Genomic DNA, 15,017 nt, shown 5'->3' with positions numbered 1-15,017 from the left:
GCTAACGAAGAAAGAGCCTGGAAGAGAATTTCCTGGCTCTTTCTTCTATTCTATATGTCTATATGGCTTAGCCCTGCCCTGTCTCTTTCCGATCCTGCCTAAGCGAATAGCCCGTCAACGCGATGGCTCCCCCTACCATCAAAGCCCCGACCCAAGGAGTGTGAACGAGTCCGATGGAATCGACGACCCAGCCTCCGATCAACGAACCGGCGGCAATGCCGATGTTAAAGGCGGCTATGTTCAGAGCGGAAGCTACATCCACAGCCGATGGGGCATATTTCTCCGCCAGTTGGACCATATACAGCTGAAGCCCCGGCACGTTCATGAACGCCAGCAGTCCCATGAGGAAGACTCCGACGAGTCCTGAAGCAGGATGAGGCAGCAGGATGCTGAGCAGAACCAGAACGGCTGCCTGGAGGAGGAACATCTTAAACAGCGCTCTCGCCGGATGACGATTCGCCCAACGTCCTCCAATGGAATTGCCGATGGCGACAGCCACGCCATAAGCGAGCAGGACCAGGCTGACCATCCCTTCTCCGAGACCCATGGTTTCCTGCAGAATCGGAGTCAGATACGTGAAGGCAACAAAGGTTCCTCCATACCCTAAGGCCGTGATCAGCAGAGCACGAAGCAGCTTCGGATGCGTCAGAAGCGGGAGCATCGACGAAAGCCGGGAAGGCTCCGGCTTTCGCAGGTTACCCGGAACCAGCCAGGCGATAGCCGCCATAGAGACGACGCCGAGAAGCGCTACTCCCCAGAAGGTGGCGCGCCAGCCAAAGGTCTGTCCGATAAACGTGCCGAGGGGCACACCGGTTACCGTTGCAATGGTCAGCCCCGTGAACATAAGCGCGATGGCGCTTGCTTTCCGATGCTCCGGGACAAGCTGGACCGCTATCGTAGAGCCGATCGAGAAAAAAACTCCGTGCGAAAACGCCGTAATAAAACGGGAGATTAGCAGCAAAGGGAAGGAGCTCGAGAGAGCGGCGGAGCTGTTCCCGATAATAAAGACCACCATCAGCCACAATAAAAGAGTCTTCCGGTTCAGCCTTCCGGCAAGAGCGGTCAGGATGGGAGCACCCACCGCCACTCCGGCGGCATACCCGGAAATAAGCAGCCCGGCCCATACGATCCCCATGTTCAAGTCTTGGGCGATGGCGGCCAGCAGCCCGACCGGAACGAACTCCGTCGTGCCGATGCCGAAGGCGCTGACCGCCAGGGCAATCAGTGCCAGCGTACCGGTCCGGGATTGGGTATCCCCGACCGGGGTGGATGTGTCTATATAAACTTTACTCATCATGAACCTCCTGTTGGTTATATTCAAGCATAAGGATCCTTTACTTTTGGCTTGTAGATGCTATTATATAGCCATGGATCCCTCATGATAAGTACGTACTTTGAAGTGATATAGGGACTTCAAAGTGATATAGGGACTTCAAAGTGATATAGGCACCTTTAAGTACCTTAGTGCCTTTAAGAGAGGATGTCGTTCCAATGGGAGGGCGTCCCATATCGCTCAGGCTCTATACATCCATGAATGTCTTAAGCAGGAGGTGCCCGCTGTGGCCTACAACATACCCGTGGAAGCTACCCTTGATGTGATCGGAGGAAAATGGAAGGTCGTCATCATGTGCCATCTGATCAAGGGAGAGAAACGAACCAGCGAGCTGAAGCGCCTGATGCCGGGGATTACTCAGAAAATGCTGACCCAGCAGCTCCGGGAGCTTGAGGAGGACGGCGTGCTGAGCCGCAGAATTTACGAGCAGGTCCCTCCGAAGGTAATCTACTCGCTTACGGACTACGGCTGGTCCCTCAAGCCGATCCTGGACGCCATGTGCGCCTGGGGAGAGCAGCATATGGAGATTAACGGCTGCGAGCGGGTCACCACGTGACGTTTTTCCGGAAAGCCGCTGGTCCGCTCTATCCTGTTGCCGTTTGAACCGCTCCCCCAAAAAGCCTGCTTCCATCGGCAGACGTCGAACCAAAGGCAAAACCGCCCGGGAATGCTCCCGGGCGGTTTTGCTTTGTTCAGGCCCTTGCTCCTTGGTTCCAAGGATGCGGGCCGCCATATTTGATTTTCTCTACCCTATTCTTCCCGCTCGCCCCGCTCCGTGGTTTGCGGCGAAGGCATCGGCTTCCCGATGTCCGCCTCGGCTTCGATCCTCGGATTGGAGCCCTCCGGCCGCTCCCCCTCTAAGGGAGCAGTCGAATCCGTATCGCCTTCCTCCGGCTCGGCCCCCGGTGCGGCGACGGCTAGTGCCTCCTTGGCCGGATCCGGCACCTTTTGTTCGACCTTTTCCGTCAGCACGGCGAAGTATTCCTGAAGCTCCGCCGCCTTGCGGGGATCCTCTAGCGAAAGCTTGTCTTTGACATATTTTTCCGTGAAGAGTTCCCAGGAAGGAACCAGCTTCTTCGCCTTCATATCCCTTAGGGCATTCTTGACATATCTTCTTTCCTTCGCATTCGAATACACGTCTTTGTAATGACGGCTCAAGGAGAAGTCGAGGCTGCTGAAGACAGCCCGGAAGACGTGGGCGGTCATTTTGGCGTCGTCCAAGGCGCGGTGAGCGGTTCCCTCCAGCGGAATCCCGAGATCCTGGAGAGCCCCTTCCACACTGACGTCGTTCGTAACGTTCTTGTAGCGCAGGTATCCTTTGAGGAGATCATAATAAGTGGCCTTCATCCAGTAGGCGTCATCCAGCTTATGCATGCGGGTATCGAACACAATCCGTTTCAGGTCCTCCCCTCCCCACGTCAGAAGCAGGAAGCTTTCGCTGCGGTTCAGCCATGCCTGGAAGTCTCCAATTACCTTAACGAAGCCCGGAGCCTCGTCAATCGCCTCCTGCGGAATCCCGGTCTTCTTCTTGATGAAGGAGTTCAGCTTGGCAAAATAAACTGGCTTGATAAGAGCGGAGAATTCATCGATCTCCTGCAGATCCGGCCCTAACCGGACGGCTCCGATCTCAATAACCTCCATGGGAAGCTCACTCGCAAACTTCCTTCCGTTAAATTCAATATCCAATACAATATAGTCCACGGTATATCCTCCGATCTGCTGTGCTTGGGTATGGCGGTTTCTCCGTTCTAGCCCTGGCTTCAGGGCTAGAGCCGGTTCAGCTGAGAGAGCTTTCGTTAACGATGCGCCCGTTCCTCCACTCCGCCGGCATCATGCTCCGGTAATGAGGCTGCAGGAAACGGTCGTCCACCAGCACCAGAGTTCCCTTGTCAGTTTCCGACCGGATCAGCCGGCCTCCGGCCTGCAGTACCTTATTCATTCCCGGGTAGACATAGGCGTAGTCATAGCCGTTTTTGCCCATTTTAGCAAAATGCCGCTTGATCACATCCCGTTCGAAGCTGAGCTGAGGCAGCCCGACCCCGATGATCATGACCGTAGTCAGCCGGTCTCCCTGAAGGTCGATTCCTTCCGAGAAAATGCCTCCCATGACGGCAAACCCGATCAAGGGCCGCTCGGGCGTCGAACGGAAAGCCTCCAGAAAACGTTCGCGTTCCTCTTCGCTCATGCTGGACCCCTGCAGAAGAAGGTTATAATCCTCCGCGTCTTCTTGCGCAAAGGCTTCATAAACGGCATCGCGGTATTCAAACGAAGGAAAGAAAACGAGCATGTTCCCTCCCCTCTCCGCGGCCAGCCGGCGGATGGAACGGCTGATGGGGATCAGGGAACGGGGGCGGTCCCGGAATCGCGTAGAGAGGGGAACCATTCTTACGTCCCATTGCTCGGGGGAGAAAGGCGACGGGATGGACAGCGTATAATCCTCTTCCGTGCCTCCGAGTAGATCGAGGAAATAAGACATCGGACTTAACGTGGCGGAGAAATAAATGCGCGCCCGGTACCCTTTCCCCGTCTGGCTCAGCTGCTTCGAGGGATCTACGCAGAACAGCTTAAGGCGGACTTCGCTTCCCTTATGCTCCACACAGGTCAAGTATCGTTCATCGTATCCCTTAAGAATGCGAAGATACCCTTGGACGGCAAAATACGTTTCCAGAAGCAGCTCCCGGCTCTCCTCCGTTCCGCCTTGAATCAATTCTTTCTCGGCTTCCGCGGCGAAAGCCGTCAGTCTTTCCGGAAGCTCCTCGGGAGGATCCCGTCGTACCCATTCCCTCTTGTCCTCCTCTTTGCGCAAGGCCAGCAAGGAATCGTTGACGGCCCCGGCCGCTTGGGAGACACCGGCCGCCCGGCCCTTATAATCCCGCTTCAACGCAAGGAAGCCGGATTTGGCCAATTCCGCCGAGAACATGGAGCGGGCCCGATCCACCAAATTGTGGGCTTCGTCCACCAGCAGCACGGTCTGCTTGCGCTGGTCGTCCCCGAAGCGTTTCAAGGAAACCCGGGGATCGAACACATAGTTATAATCGCAGATGACCGCATCGGCGGCATAGGCCAAATCCAGCGAAAACTCAAAGGGACATACCCGGTGCTTGCGGGCGTAGGTCTCGATCTCCTGACGCGTCAGCGCACCGGCATGGGTCAGCGTATCCAGTACGGCTTCATTGATCCGGTCGTAGTAGCCGTCCGCAAACTCGCAATGTTCTTTGGTGCAGATCGGCTGCTCCTGAAAGCAGACCTTCTCCTTGGCCGTAATCGTCACGGTGGTCATTCTCAGTCCGCGATCGGTCATGAGCCGGAATGCGTCTTCAGCGGCCGTCCGGGTTATCGTCTTGGCGGTAATATAGAAAATCCGCTGCAGCAGGCCTTCTCCCACCGCTTTCACAGATGGAAAGAGTGTGGAGATCGTTTTGCCGATGCCGGTCGGGGCCTTTGCGAACAGGTTCCTCCCTTCCCTGACGGCTGTATAGACCGCACCGGCCAGCTTGCGCTGTCCTTCCCGGTAAGCAGGGAACGGAAAGGAGAGCTCCTTGATGCTCGCGTCCCGTTCCCGCTGGTGCCGGATCGTCCATTCCGCATAGGGAAGGAAACTTTGCAGCAGGCCGTTCACGAACTCCTCCAGCTCGGCGAAGGAGTGCTCCACCTGGAACCGGTTAAGCTCGCCGCCCGGTACCTGTACATAAGTAAGCCGGACGCCCATCCGGCTTACTCCGTTCAGAAGCGCGTACAGGTAGGCATAGCATTTGGCCTGGGCCCAGTGAACGGGATAGCGGTCCGCCGTATAAGATCCCACCTCCCGCGAGGTGGATTTGATCTCCTCGATCGTCCAGGAGTCCTCTCCCGTCTGGAGAAGGCCGTCGCAGCGCCCTTCCAGCGCGAAAAGGATTCCTCCCGCTTCCAGATCCGCCTTCAGCTGGACTTCTTTGCGGTCCGTCTCCTTATATTCGTTCTGAAGCTTCTGATGGGCCTTGGTCCCTTCGCTCAGGGGAGTCATCGTCATAAAGCCGCTTTCGATGCTGCCGCTCCGGTAAACGTACTCTACCAGAGAACGGACGGATAAAGGAATGATCATGGTCTGCCTGCTCCTGTCGGGAACGTTTGTTTCGGTTCATTATCTCATACCCGGGCGGATTAGAAAACCGTCCGATACATAGCCGGGGATGGTTTGGAGGATGCTAACGATAGACAGATAAAGGAGATAGGCCGTTATGTCCATCAGCTCATATTGGAGGTATGTATCCATGACAAGAAATGATAACCGGCAGCAGCCCAAAAATACCATTGGTCAAATCCAGGAACAGCTGAACCACCAGCTCGAAACAGCCGAATCCCTTCAAGGGGAGAACGGGATCGACCGTCTGATAGATCAGCCGGTGGGCTCGACCTCGCTGGATGAAGTGATTCCCGCTTCCGGAGAGCCTTCGGACGTAGAGGAAAGAGGCTTGACCGAATTCGAGGAATAACCCTCATCCAAGTACCTGATCCGGTAACGTTTGTTCTTCCCTCTAGAGGCAGGCTTCGGCCAGAAGCCGGTAAGATTCCAATCTCCCGGAGTAATCCGGTATCGGGCAGACGATCATCATTTCCTCCGCCCCGTACAGGAGGCTGGCTTCGGCCAGACGGTTTCTAACTTGCTCAGGCGTACCGGCAATCAGACGGTACCCGCTGTCCGTAGGCTCCGGTCCCTTCGAATCCCGCTCGTCCGAGGACGAAGGAGCCGCAGAGTCCGGGCGGAAAATAGACATCCCTTCCTCGGCAAGCCGGCGTGCCTCCATCTCGGTTGGGGCGCAGAAGACGCTGACCGTCAAAATCACGCGCGGCGCGGCTCCCGGCTTAGACGGACGAAACGAAGTCCGGTAACGGTCCAACAGACCGGCGGCTTCCCGATCCCCTAGCGGGCTCATGAAGCGGCCGAAAACATAGCCGGTCCCAAACTCCGCCGCGTAGGCGGCGCTCTTCTCATTTGTTCCGAGCATCCACAGCTCCGGGCCAGCCGAAGGAATGGGCCTGGCGGTGACCTGTGCGCCCTCCAGCACATAACGGTCCTCAAGAAGCTCCGTCAACGCCTTCAGGGATTCGGGAAGCCTTCGCACGTTCTCGAGAAAGTTCCCGCTGAGCGCCATGGTGACATGGGCCGATCCCCCGGGAGCCCTCCCAAGCCCCATATCGATTCTTCCGGGATACAGCGCGGACAGCAGACGGAAAGTTTCCGCCAGCTTGATGGGCTTGTAATGCGGAAGGAGAACAGCACCCGAGCCCAATCGGATCCGTTCGGTCAAGGCTCCGATATGGGAGAGCAGCACTTCCGGAGCCGGGCAGGCCAAACCGGCCATATCGTGATGCTCGGCCGCCCAATACCGGGTATAGCCCACCCGGTCGGCGAGCTGGGCCAGCTCGGCTGCCTGCCTGAGGGCCTCCTCCGGCCGGCAGCCGGGGTAAACGGGAACCAGGTCCAAGACGGACAGCTTCATCCCTTCCGCTCCTTTCTCTTTCGGTAATCCCTATTCTAACAAAGAAGCCTTCCCCGGCCAAACGGGGAAGGCTTCTTCTCGGGATGGCAGGCGGTGCAAGGACCGCCGAAGCCTATTCACCAAGCTTGTTCTTGATCTCCCGGATAAAGGCCGGCTCGTCCTTCGGCTGGCGGGAAGTGATGAAGTTGCCGTCCACGACTACTTCCTTATCGACGAACTCCGCTCCGGCATTGCGCATATCATCCTGCAAAGGCTGGTAGCAGGTGATCGTGCGGCCTTTCAACAGATTGGCGCTTGCCAAAATCTGCGGGCCGTGGCAAATAGCCGCAATCGGCTTGCCGTTCGAATTCATCTGCTTGACGAAATCGGTAATTTTGCTGTTAAGGCGAAGATTCTCAGGGGAGGATCCCCCGGGAATGACCACAGCGTCATAATCAGAGGCATTGACCTCATCTATCGATTTATCGGAGGTATAGGTAACCGACTTGTTCTTCCCTTGAAGCTCTTCGCCCTGTTTCTGGCCTACGATGACCGTCTCGTAACCGGCTTTGCCGAGTTCTTCGTAAGGCTTCTGCATCTCTGAATCTTCGAAACCGTTGGCGAGCAAAAACGCAATCTTCTTCACATGTACCACTCCTTCTTCCAGATGTAAAAAGCCCAACAAAGGTAACTTACCCTAAAAGGAGTGGTTTGAATACCGGCGGTCTATCATAGGGAACGTCTTTTCAGGGTAAAGTAAGGGAAGCTTTGCAGACCAATACATCCGGGAGGCTGCCGACATGCACGTGGCCATCGCCCTTTTTACCATATATTCGGTTTGGCGTTGGGGGGATTGGAGAAATTGGAAGGTGTATCACCCCACCATGCTTTACATATCCGTTGGCGGCCTGCTCTATGAATATTTAACGCACGGTTTCGTCCTCTGGAAATTTCATCCCGACTTTCTATACAACCATCCGATAACGGTCATCGTCTACGCCGTCCTCACCATGCCCTTGACCGTCCTTCTGTTTCTATCCCGTTATCCGGAGGGCGGATCGATCCAAGAGAAGGCCGTCTATTATCTGTTCTGGGTGGGCTGTTATTCCTTCTTTGAGTGGGTGCTGTATTTGGCGGGCCGGATCTCTTACGACCACGGCTGGAATCTGGGCCACTCCATCCTGTTCGATATTATGATGTTTCCCATGCTCCGTTTTCACTTCGTGAAGCCGCTCGGGGCTTATAGCGTGTCGGTTCTTATCATCATTTATTTGATGGTCCACTTCGATGTTCCGTTCGAAAGTCCGATGAAATTGTGGCCCTAGTAACCTATACGAGGCCTATCAGCGAAAAAGCTTAGGAAGCCGCCAGTTCCAGTCTCCCAGCAGCTTCATGAGCGGCGGCACGAGCATGAGCCGGATCACCGTCGCGTCCAGTGCCACGGCGGCCGCAATACCTACTCCGAGCTGCCGGACTCCTACGACCTCCCCGAAAGCAAAAGGCAGCGTAACCGCAACCATAATCGCCGCCGCCGCTGTCAGTAAACGGCTGGTGGAAGCGACCCCGTATGTCACCGCCCGTTCATTATCTCCTGTCAGCTGATAGTGTTCCGCCATCCGCGAAAGCATGAAGATCCCGTAGTCCATACTCACCCCGAACACCAGGCCGAAAACAAAGACGGGAATCATCAACGCCACCGGGTACGGCTCCATTCCGAAGGCCCCCTGAGAGAAAACCGCCGCTAAAATGCCGAAGGAGGCGGCAAGGCTGAGCGCGTTCATCACAATCGCCTTCACGGCGATAACGAAAGAGCGGAAAGCGATCAGGAGGACAAGAAAGGTGCTGGTCCCAATAAATCCCACCGAAGCGGGCAGCCCGTCCCGGACGGCATCGAACACTTCCTGCTCATATTTGGCCTCCCCGCCAAGCCGGTAAGCAACCGGTCCCCCGCTCCCTTCCCGATCCCAGCTTCTAACCCATTCTCTCGCTTCCTTCGTATGGGTTCCTGCTCTGAGCGTTATCGGCAAGAGCACGGACGTTCCTGCTGTTGAAGGAGAGCCCAGCGAAGCGGCCGCCATCCCGCTGTCGGAGGACGGCCTTCCCTCATTCCTCCCCTGGGCGGGAGGCACTATCAATAAATCCGTATCCACCCTTAGTACCTGAGGATCCCGCTTCAGCTTGTCAACCAAGCGATAAACTTCCTCTCTTACTTCCTTGTCCGAGAGTCCAGGCTTTCCCTGCAGCAAGAGATCAACGCGTGCCTTCCCTCCTTCCCCGAAGAGCTCCTCGTAAGCTTCCGCCGCGGCACGGGATTCATAGCCCGCAGGAAGCGAGGACGCATCCGGGATGGCTATCCCCATGGTTCGCAGGGGCATCATGCCAATCGCCAAAAGAATGAGGGCCAAGCCCCCGGTCCTAAACGGTCTAGCCAGGAGCTGCCTCGCAAGTCGCTGCCAGAGGTCCGGTCGGCTGGTACCGGCCAAGCCCCTTTCCCGGTTCCGGCTCTTCATCACCGGGGTGAGAAGAGCCAGTGCCGCGGGGAGCAGCGTGAAGGCAGCCAGCACCGCAGCGGCCAGAACCGTCAAAGCCCCGGCGGTGACGCTTTGAAACATCGGGAGCCGGATGCTGCAAATCCCGGCCAGCCCCAGGGCTACGCAGCAGGCCGAATAGAAGACGGCCCGTCCGGCAGTCCGGAGCGTTCGGTTCATGGCCTTTTCGGCGGTCAACCGGCCGAGCTCTTCCCGGTAGCGGCTCACCAACAGGAGTGCAAAATCAATGCTGAGCGCAATGCCCACCATTGGAACCACATTGAGAACAAAATGGGAAAGCTCGAAGGCTTGGCCGAGCCTCGACAAAGCCCCCATGGCGGTGACTACAGCGGTGAGACCGGCCGCCACGGGAAGAAGGGCGGAGACCGGGCCGCGGAACGCCCACCAGAGGATCAGAAAAGCGGCTGGAAGCCCGATCCGTTCCGCTCGGCCGAGATCCCGCCGGCTCGCAACGTTTACATCCTGCTGCACGACCGGCTTTCCCGTCAGCCTTACCGTGGCGGATAGGTCCAGGGGAAGCTTATCCCTCAAGCGGGTAACGACGGCGGTTCTTTCGCTGCCGGCAGGAGGAAGGATCAGGATGCCATAAGCCGCGGTGTCCTTGAGCATTCCTTCCTTTTCGAGAGGGGAAAGATAGCCGCGCACCCCTGGAACTTCTTTCAACTCCTCCATGGTCCGCTTGATGAACCGGATGAATTCCATGCCGGATGCGCCGGATCGCTTGTTGAACAGGACAAGGACCGGATCCTCCGGAATCCCGAATTCGGCGGAGAGCCTATGCTTAACCTCCAGATAGCTCCCATCGGCGACCAGCCCATGATCCTTAAGAACGCCGGGAAGGTCAAAGGCCGGACCCGCCGACAGGGCGAGCAGCATGCCCCACAGCATAAGGACCGTACGGGGAAACCGGAAAGCGGTCATGCCCAATCTTAACAGGAGCATAGGCTCTCCTCCCTGTCTCATCCGTCAGCAAAATCTTTCAGGCGGGTAGCTTTAAGAAGCGAGGAGGCCAGCCAAGGGCTCACCCCGGCCAGCCGAAAAAGCACAGCGGGAAGCAGCGTCCGCTCGCTTGCAGCATGCAGCCGGTTTCCCCAGCGGAGCGGCCGGCGAATCTGAGAGCTCATCGCTTCGGTATACCGGGTTTGCCAGTCCTCGACCGTGCTCTCCCCCGCCAGGAACCGGTCGGCAAGCCCCGCGCATATAAGCGCTGAGCGAAGGGCGACGGACATGCCGTCCCCGCATAGCGGGGGAAGCAGGAGAGCGGCGTCCCCCACTTGGGCGAACCGGTTCCAGAACACCGGTCTGCGGCTCAGCCGGACGGGGAAACAAGCGGAGGCCGTTCCCGGCAGCCACTCCGCATGGGCCAGTCTCTCTTCGAGCTGTGGATTCCGCCGCGCCGCCTCCCGGAGGAGGCTAAATACCGTTCCCTCCGTCCCTTCGAAGGCACGTGGATGAATCAGCGCGGCCGCGTTGAATACTCCCCCCTCCACCTCGTTCAGGCCCAGATAGCCTCCCGGGAAGAAATAGAGCTCGACCGCTCCGGATGGCGCCAGCCCCGCCATGTGGGCTTTCACCCCCATATAGGTGGGGGCTTCGCCTGCCGGCTGATTCCCTTCCCGGCTTCCGCAGGCATAGATGACGGTCCGCGCCTGTAACGAAACGCTGCCGTTCCGGCTTCGGGCCGCTATCGAACAGATTCCATCCCCCGCCTGAACGTCCGCCACGGTCATCCCCGTGTGCAGCTCCGTTCCTGCCTGAACCGCGGCACGCTGGAGGATGGGGTCGAGGGCGTACCGGCTAAGGCCCCAAGCCGGGCCGGGGAGCGGGATCTCCACCGCCTCCCCCTGGGCGGGAACCAGCCGGGCTTTCGTCAGGATCGCCGGGCTCCGGGCTTCGATTTCCGGTTTGACCCCGAGCCCCTCCAGCATGCTTAAGGCTTCGGGCGAGAGGAATTCGCCGCACACTTTGTGACGCGGAAACATTCGGCGGTCAAGCAGGAGCGTTTTCCATCCCTTATCGGACAGAAGCTTGCTTACCGCGCTGCCTGCGATTCCTGCTCCAATAATCGCCACATCATAACAGGCTTCCATCTTATCCTCCTCCCCTGCCGGGATCAAAGACTTCGCGGCTCCCTGGTCACCAGCACCGCGTACCGGAACAAGGGCCTCCACGAGCAGGTCAGGCGGTATCCCGCCAGCTCGTCCCCCACCTTCTTCCAGTCCCCCTCGCGAAAGCCTTTGTGAACGGACAACGGTCCGTCGTGGCGGATATAGCGGTTGCGCGAAACCAGTCGGGCCGTCAGCCAGACTGCGCACCAGGCTATCCAATGCCGGTGAATATCATGAATGACGGTGCCAATCGTGGAAGCTTCCGCCAACGCCCGGGCCGCAGCCGGAAGCTCCTCCTGGCCGAAGTGATGAAATACTTGACCGGCGGTCACGATATCCGCCTCACGTAGAGACAGCCCGAACAGGTCCCCCTGCCTGACTTGGACCCGTGGCTCGTAGCGGAACAGACGGGCTGCCTCGGTACACGCTTCCTCCGACCGGTCGACCAAGGTGACCCGAACGTCCACCCCCCGGGAATCCGCCCATTGGAGGACCCGCCTGTTCCCTTCGCCCGATCCGCAGCCGGCATCAAGCACCGTCAGCCGGGCCGGCTTGCCCGCCTCCCGCCACAGCCGATCCACTCCATAGAGCAGAGGACCGGCTGCGTGGAAGATTCGGTTAAGCCGGCGCAGATGCACAAGCGCCTCCTCCAGCTCCGGCCCTCCGGCGCGGAGGTCATCCATCAGCTCGGGCTGCTCCGCCCGCCGGTCTAGGAAGCTAAACATATTGAAACCGGAGAAGCTCGGCCGTCAAGCCCGGGCCGAAGGCAAGCGCCGTTCCCTCCGCTTCTCTTTTTCCCAGCTCGACCTGCTGCCTTCTCATTTCCTGAAGAACGAATAGAATCGTGGCGGAAGACATGTTCCCGTAGCGGCTCAGGATATGGCGGCTCGGGAAGGTCTGTTCCTCCGTCAACGCGAAAATATCCTCCAGCGTATCCACGATCCCCCGGCCGCCCGGGTGGATGGCCCACAGCTCGGGCTTCCTCCGTCCTTCCAGGAACCGGCCCAGCTCGTCCGGAAGATGCCGCCCGAGAAGCTTGGGAATGTCGGGAGAAAGGTACAGCTCGAAGCCGTGGTTGCCGACCTCCCACACCATATCGCCCGCCGAATCCGGAAAGAGCACCGACCGGCTGTCCAGAAGCCGGTAATAACCCTGCCGGCTCTCCTCCTCCGCTCCGATTACGCAGGCGGACGCTCCGTCCCCGAAAAACGAAGCTCCGAACAAAGCTTCCCTTCGGGTAGAAGGCTGTATGTGCAGGGTGCACAGCTCTACGCAGACCACGAGTACCTTGGCCTCCTGCTCTCCCGCCACCGTTTGCCGGGCCAGCCCGATCGCTTTCAAGCCGGCGGCACATCCGAGGAATTGGAGAGGGATCCGGTTAACCCGGCCGGACAGACCCAGCTCTTGGACGAGGGAAGCATCAAGACCGGGAAGAAATTGCCCCGTACAGCTCACGGTCATCAGATGGGTAAGGGCATCGGGCCCGATCCCGCTGTCGGCCAGCGCCCGCCTAGCGGCCTGCACCGCCAAAGGAACCGCCTCCCGCTTGTATTTCTCCATCCGTTCTCTCGTGGTGGGGGCGGCTTGTCCGGAGGCATAAGGTAGATAAGAGCATTCCGAAGCCTCCCGGAGGAGCTCCGGTTCGCAGGTATAACGGGTCTCCACCCCGCATCCGCGAAAGATTCGTTTGGCCCAGCGCATCGAATCGGGGTATTCCTTAAGCCCTTCCGCCAGCCTGCCCGCCACCTCGGATTGGATGATAAGGCCATCCGGAACCACCGTCCCTATTCCCAGAATGACGGGGTCTTGTCTACGTTTATAATCCATAAAGATCTCCTCCTGTCCGCTGCCTTCTTATCCATATTATTCCGGCTTATTCTTCTTTATGAACATAAGCCGCGCCGGAAGCTTCCGGACAGTCATCTCCAACAAAAAAAGACAGCCCGTTAGCAGGCTGTCTTCCCTTCCAGAATGAAGATTGGTTCTGGTTCGAATCTTATAGGATCTTACTCTCCCTTGACAGGATCAAGGGCCTGCTTGGCCGGACCTTCGATAACCTGGCCCGTGTGGTCGTAACGGGAGCCATGGCAGGGACAATCCCAAGTGCGCTCGGCCGCGTTCCAATTCACTTCGCACCCCATATGCTTGCAGGTGGTGTCGACCAGATGAAGCTGGCCCTGCTTGTCCCGGTAAGCCCCCGTACGCTTGCCCTTGATCTTGACGACGCCTCCTTCATCGCTGCCCAGTTCTTCGGGCTTGCGGTAATTGAGGTCGAGCTTGCCCGCCAACAGGTTGGCGGCTACGTTGGTGTTCTGGGCAACGAATGTTTTCACGTCGGGGTCGGCATGGAAGCGCTGAGGGGAGAACAGCTCCGCATAGGGGCTGCCCTCGCCGGTAATCAGCCGCGTGTTAAGGATGGCCGCCGCCACGCTGGTACTCATCCCCCATTTTTTATACCCCGTCGCCATATAGATGTTGGGTTGGTCCTTCAGCATTTGTCCAATGTACGGTACTTTATCCAGCGTATAGAGATCCTGGGCGGACCACCGGTAAGCTATCTCCTCAAGTCCGAATTCCTCCCGGGCGAACTGTTCCAGGGCTTCGTAATACTGGAAGGTGCAGATGCCCTGCCCCGTCTTATGGCCTTCGCCGCCGAAAATGACCATCGGTTCGCCGTCTATCCGGACCGAACGCAGGGACCTCGTGGGGGTTTCGGCACTGATGTACATCCCCCCGGGGAACGGAACCTTCGTTTTGCCGGCGATGACATAGGAGCGTTCCGCGTGAAGCCGGGAGAAATAGAAGCCGTTCCGGTCATTGAAAGGAAAGTGCGAAGCCACCACCACGTGGCGGCAGGTCACCTGATGACCGTCGCTCGTCTTGACCTTGGGCATCTCTTCCTTGGACACACCGTTGACCGTCGTATTCTCATAGATTCTGCCGCCCATGCGGATGATGTGGCCGGCGAGATGCTTCAGGAAAGGCACCGGATTGAACTGAGCCTGGTTCTTCATTCCCACCGCGCCTTTGGTCTCATACGGAAGGGAAATCCGCTCCGCATATCCCCCGGGAATCCCGAGCTTACGATAGGCTTCGGCTTCTTTTTGGAGTTTCTCGACATAGGAATCGGACTGGGTGTAAACATAGGCGTCTTCTTCGCTTAGCTGACAGCCGATGCTGTGGTCGTTAACCAGCTTTTTGACAAAATCGACGGCTTCCTGATTGGCCTGGTAGTAAAGCCTGGCCTTGTCCTCTCCAAAATGGGAAATAAGCTCGTCGTAGAACAGGCTGTGCTGAGCCGTGACCTTGGCTGTCGTATGGCCCGTCGTTCCGTGAACCATCCTGCCGGCTTCGAGAACGACCACCCTTACCCCACGCTCGGCCAGAAGATAAGCGGTGGTAAGACCGGTAAGGCCGGCTCCCACAATCGTCACGTCGGCCTCGATATCTTCCATGAGCTTGGGCTGGGCAGGGATTTCCTCGGAAGCGATCCAATAGGATTCGGGAAACTGTGGAAACCGGGACGATGGAGGTTGCTGAGACATGAATACAACTCCTTTACTGGGCG

13 protein-coding genes are annotated in these 15,017 nt (G+C 58.1%); 3 read left to right on the top strand and 10 right to left on the bottom strand.

The genetic code is table 11. The annotated features are described in order from the left end of the window. Positions 1–67: 67 nt before the first annotated feature. Complete coding sequence (locus MJA45_RS12870) at positions 68–1,294, bottom strand: MFS transporter (protein WP_315607647.1); 1,227 nt, start codon at positions 1,292–1,294, stop codon at positions 68–70. A 265-nt stretch (positions 1,295–1,559) separates the two neighbouring features. Between MJA45_RS12870 and MJA45_RS12865 the strand changes: the two genes are divergently transcribed. Continuing rightward, a complete protein-coding gene (locus MJA45_RS12865; RefSeq protein WP_315607646.1) occupies positions 1,560–1,889 on the top strand; it encodes a winged helix-turn-helix transcriptional regulator in 330 nt (109 codons plus the stop codon). A 194-nt stretch (positions 1,890–2,083) separates the two neighbouring features. Here MJA45_RS12865 and MJA45_RS12860 read toward each other — a convergent pair whose 3' ends face one another. Together MJA45_RS12860 and MJA45_RS12855 are read right to left on the bottom strand one after the other, a co-directional pair. Next, positions 2,084–3,034: a 3'-5' exonuclease gene (locus MJA45_RS12860; protein WP_315607645.1), complete on the bottom strand. Its 951-nt coding sequence runs from the start codon at positions 3,032–3,034 to the stop codon at positions 2,084–2,086. A 76-nt stretch (positions 3,035–3,110) separates the two neighbouring features. Continuing rightward, positions 3,111–5,414, bottom strand: a complete 2,304-nt coding sequence (locus MJA45_RS12855) for an ATP-dependent DNA helicase (RefSeq protein WP_315607644.1) — start codon at positions 5,412–5,414, stop codon at positions 3,111–3,113. Positions 5,415–5,583: 169 nt separating this feature from the next. Here MJA45_RS12855 and MJA45_RS12850 point away from each other — a divergent pair, with 169 nt between their 5' ends. Continuing rightward, on the top strand, positions 5,584–5,805 hold the full coding sequence (locus MJA45_RS12850; protein WP_315607643.1) for a hypothetical protein: 222 nt from the start codon (positions 5,584–5,586) through the stop codon (positions 5,803–5,805). 42 nt (positions 5,806–5,847) lie between these two features. Here the strand turns inward: MJA45_RS12850 and MJA45_RS12845 are convergent, their stop codons facing one another. After that, entirely contained in the window at positions 5,848–6,813 is a 966-nt protein-coding gene (locus MJA45_RS12845) for an MsnO8 family LLM class oxidoreductase (protein WP_315607642.1), read from the bottom strand. Positions 6,814–6,925: 112 nt separating this feature from the next. Continuing rightward, positions 6,926–7,438, bottom strand: coding sequence for a type 1 glutamine amidotransferase domain-containing protein (locus MJA45_RS12840; protein WP_315607641.1), 513 nt, complete (start codon positions 7,436–7,438; stop codon positions 6,926–6,928). 154 nt (positions 7,439–7,592) lie between these two features. Between MJA45_RS12840 and MJA45_RS12835 the strand changes: the two genes are divergently transcribed. Then, positions 7,593–8,117: a CBO0543 family protein gene (locus tag MJA45_RS12835; RefSeq protein WP_315607640.1), complete on the top strand. Its 525-nt coding sequence runs from the start codon at positions 7,593–7,595 to the stop codon at positions 8,115–8,117. A gap of 18 nt (positions 8,118–8,135) precedes the next feature. On the opposite strand, the gene MJA45_RS12830 is transcribed toward MJA45_RS12835, so the two are convergent. From MJA45_RS12830 to MJA45_RS12810, 5 genes are all read right to left on the bottom strand, one after another. Then, positions 8,136–10,283, bottom strand: a complete 2,148-nt coding sequence (locus MJA45_RS12830) for an MMPL family transporter (RefSeq protein ID WP_315607639.1) — start codon at positions 10,281–10,283, stop codon at positions 8,136–8,138. A 17-nt stretch (positions 10,284–10,300) separates the two neighbouring features. Then, positions 10,301–11,431 (bottom strand): NAD(P)/FAD-dependent oxidoreductase, encoded by a 1,131-nt coding sequence (locus MJA45_RS12825; RefSeq protein ID WP_315607638.1) that lies wholly within the window; start codon positions 11,429–11,431, stop codon positions 10,301–10,303. Between the two features lie 23 nt (positions 11,432–11,454). Beyond that, positions 11,455–12,174 (bottom strand): methyltransferase domain-containing protein, encoded by a 720-nt coding sequence (locus tag MJA45_RS12820; protein WP_315607637.1) that lies wholly within the window; start codon positions 12,172–12,174, stop codon positions 11,455–11,457. Beyond that, the gene (locus MJA45_RS12815) at positions 12,167–13,276 is read right to left on the bottom strand and encodes a type III polyketide synthase (protein ID WP_315607636.1); all 1,110 of its coding nucleotides are present in this window, start codon (positions 13,274–13,276) and stop codon (positions 12,167–12,169) included. Before MJA45_RS12815 ends, MJA45_RS12820 begins: the two co-directional genes overlap by 8 nt. A 179-nt stretch (positions 13,277–13,455) precedes the next feature. Further along, positions 13,456–14,994, bottom strand: coding sequence for an FAD-dependent oxidoreductase (locus MJA45_RS12810; protein ID WP_315607635.1), 1,539 nt, complete (start codon positions 14,992–14,994; stop codon positions 13,456–13,458). Positions 14,995–15,017: the final 23 nt, after the last annotated feature.

Origin of the sequence: Paenibacillus aurantius (assembly GCF_032268605.1) — a bacterium.
Taxonomy (GTDB): Bacteria; Bacillota; Bacilli; order Paenibacillales; family NBRC-103111; genus Paenibacillus_AO; species Paenibacillus_AO aurantius.
The sequence above is the reverse complement of the archived record's forward strand: the minus strand, read 5'-3'. Positions and strand labels throughout refer to the sequence as shown.

Bases quoted from the DNA above. Each gene is read 5' to 3' on its own strand.
- MJA45_RS12870 (WP_315607647.1), bottom strand. From the start codon at position 1,294: ATGAGTAAAGTTTATATAGACACATCCACCCCGGTCGGGGATACCCAA.
- MJA45_RS12855 (WP_315607644.1), bottom strand. From the start codon at position 5,414: ATGATCATTCCTTTATCCGTCCGTTCTCTGGTAGAGTACGTTTACCGG.
- MJA45_RS12850 (WP_315607643.1), top strand. From the start codon at position 5,584: ATGACAAGAAATGATAACCGGCAGCAGCCCAAAAATACCATTGGTCAA.
- MJA45_RS12845 (WP_315607642.1), bottom strand. From the start codon at position 6,813: ATGAAGCTGTCCGTCTTGGACCTGGTTCCCGTTTACCCCGGCTGCCGG.
- MJA45_RS12835 (WP_315607640.1), top strand. From the start codon at position 7,593: ATGCACGTGGCCATCGCCCTTTTTACCATATATTCGGTTTGGCGTTGG.
- MJA45_RS12830 (WP_315607639.1), bottom strand. From the start codon at position 10,283: ATGCTCCTGTTAAGATTGGGCATGACCGCTTTCCGGTTTCCCCGTACG.
- MJA45_RS12825 (WP_315607638.1), bottom strand. From the start codon at position 11,431: ATGGAAGCCTGTTATGATGTGGCGATTATTGGAGCAGGAATCGCAGGC.
- MJA45_RS12820 (WP_315607637.1), bottom strand. From the start codon at position 12,174: ATGTTTAGCTTCCTAGACCGGCGGGCGGAGCAGCCCGAGCTGATGGAT.
- MJA45_RS12815 (WP_315607636.1), bottom strand. From the start codon at position 13,276: ATGGATTATAAACGTAGACAAGACCCCGTCATTCTGGGAATAGGGACG.
- MJA45_RS12810 (WP_315607635.1), bottom strand. From the start codon at position 14,994: ATGTCTCAGCAACCTCCATCGTCCCGGTTTCCACAGTTTCCCGAATCC.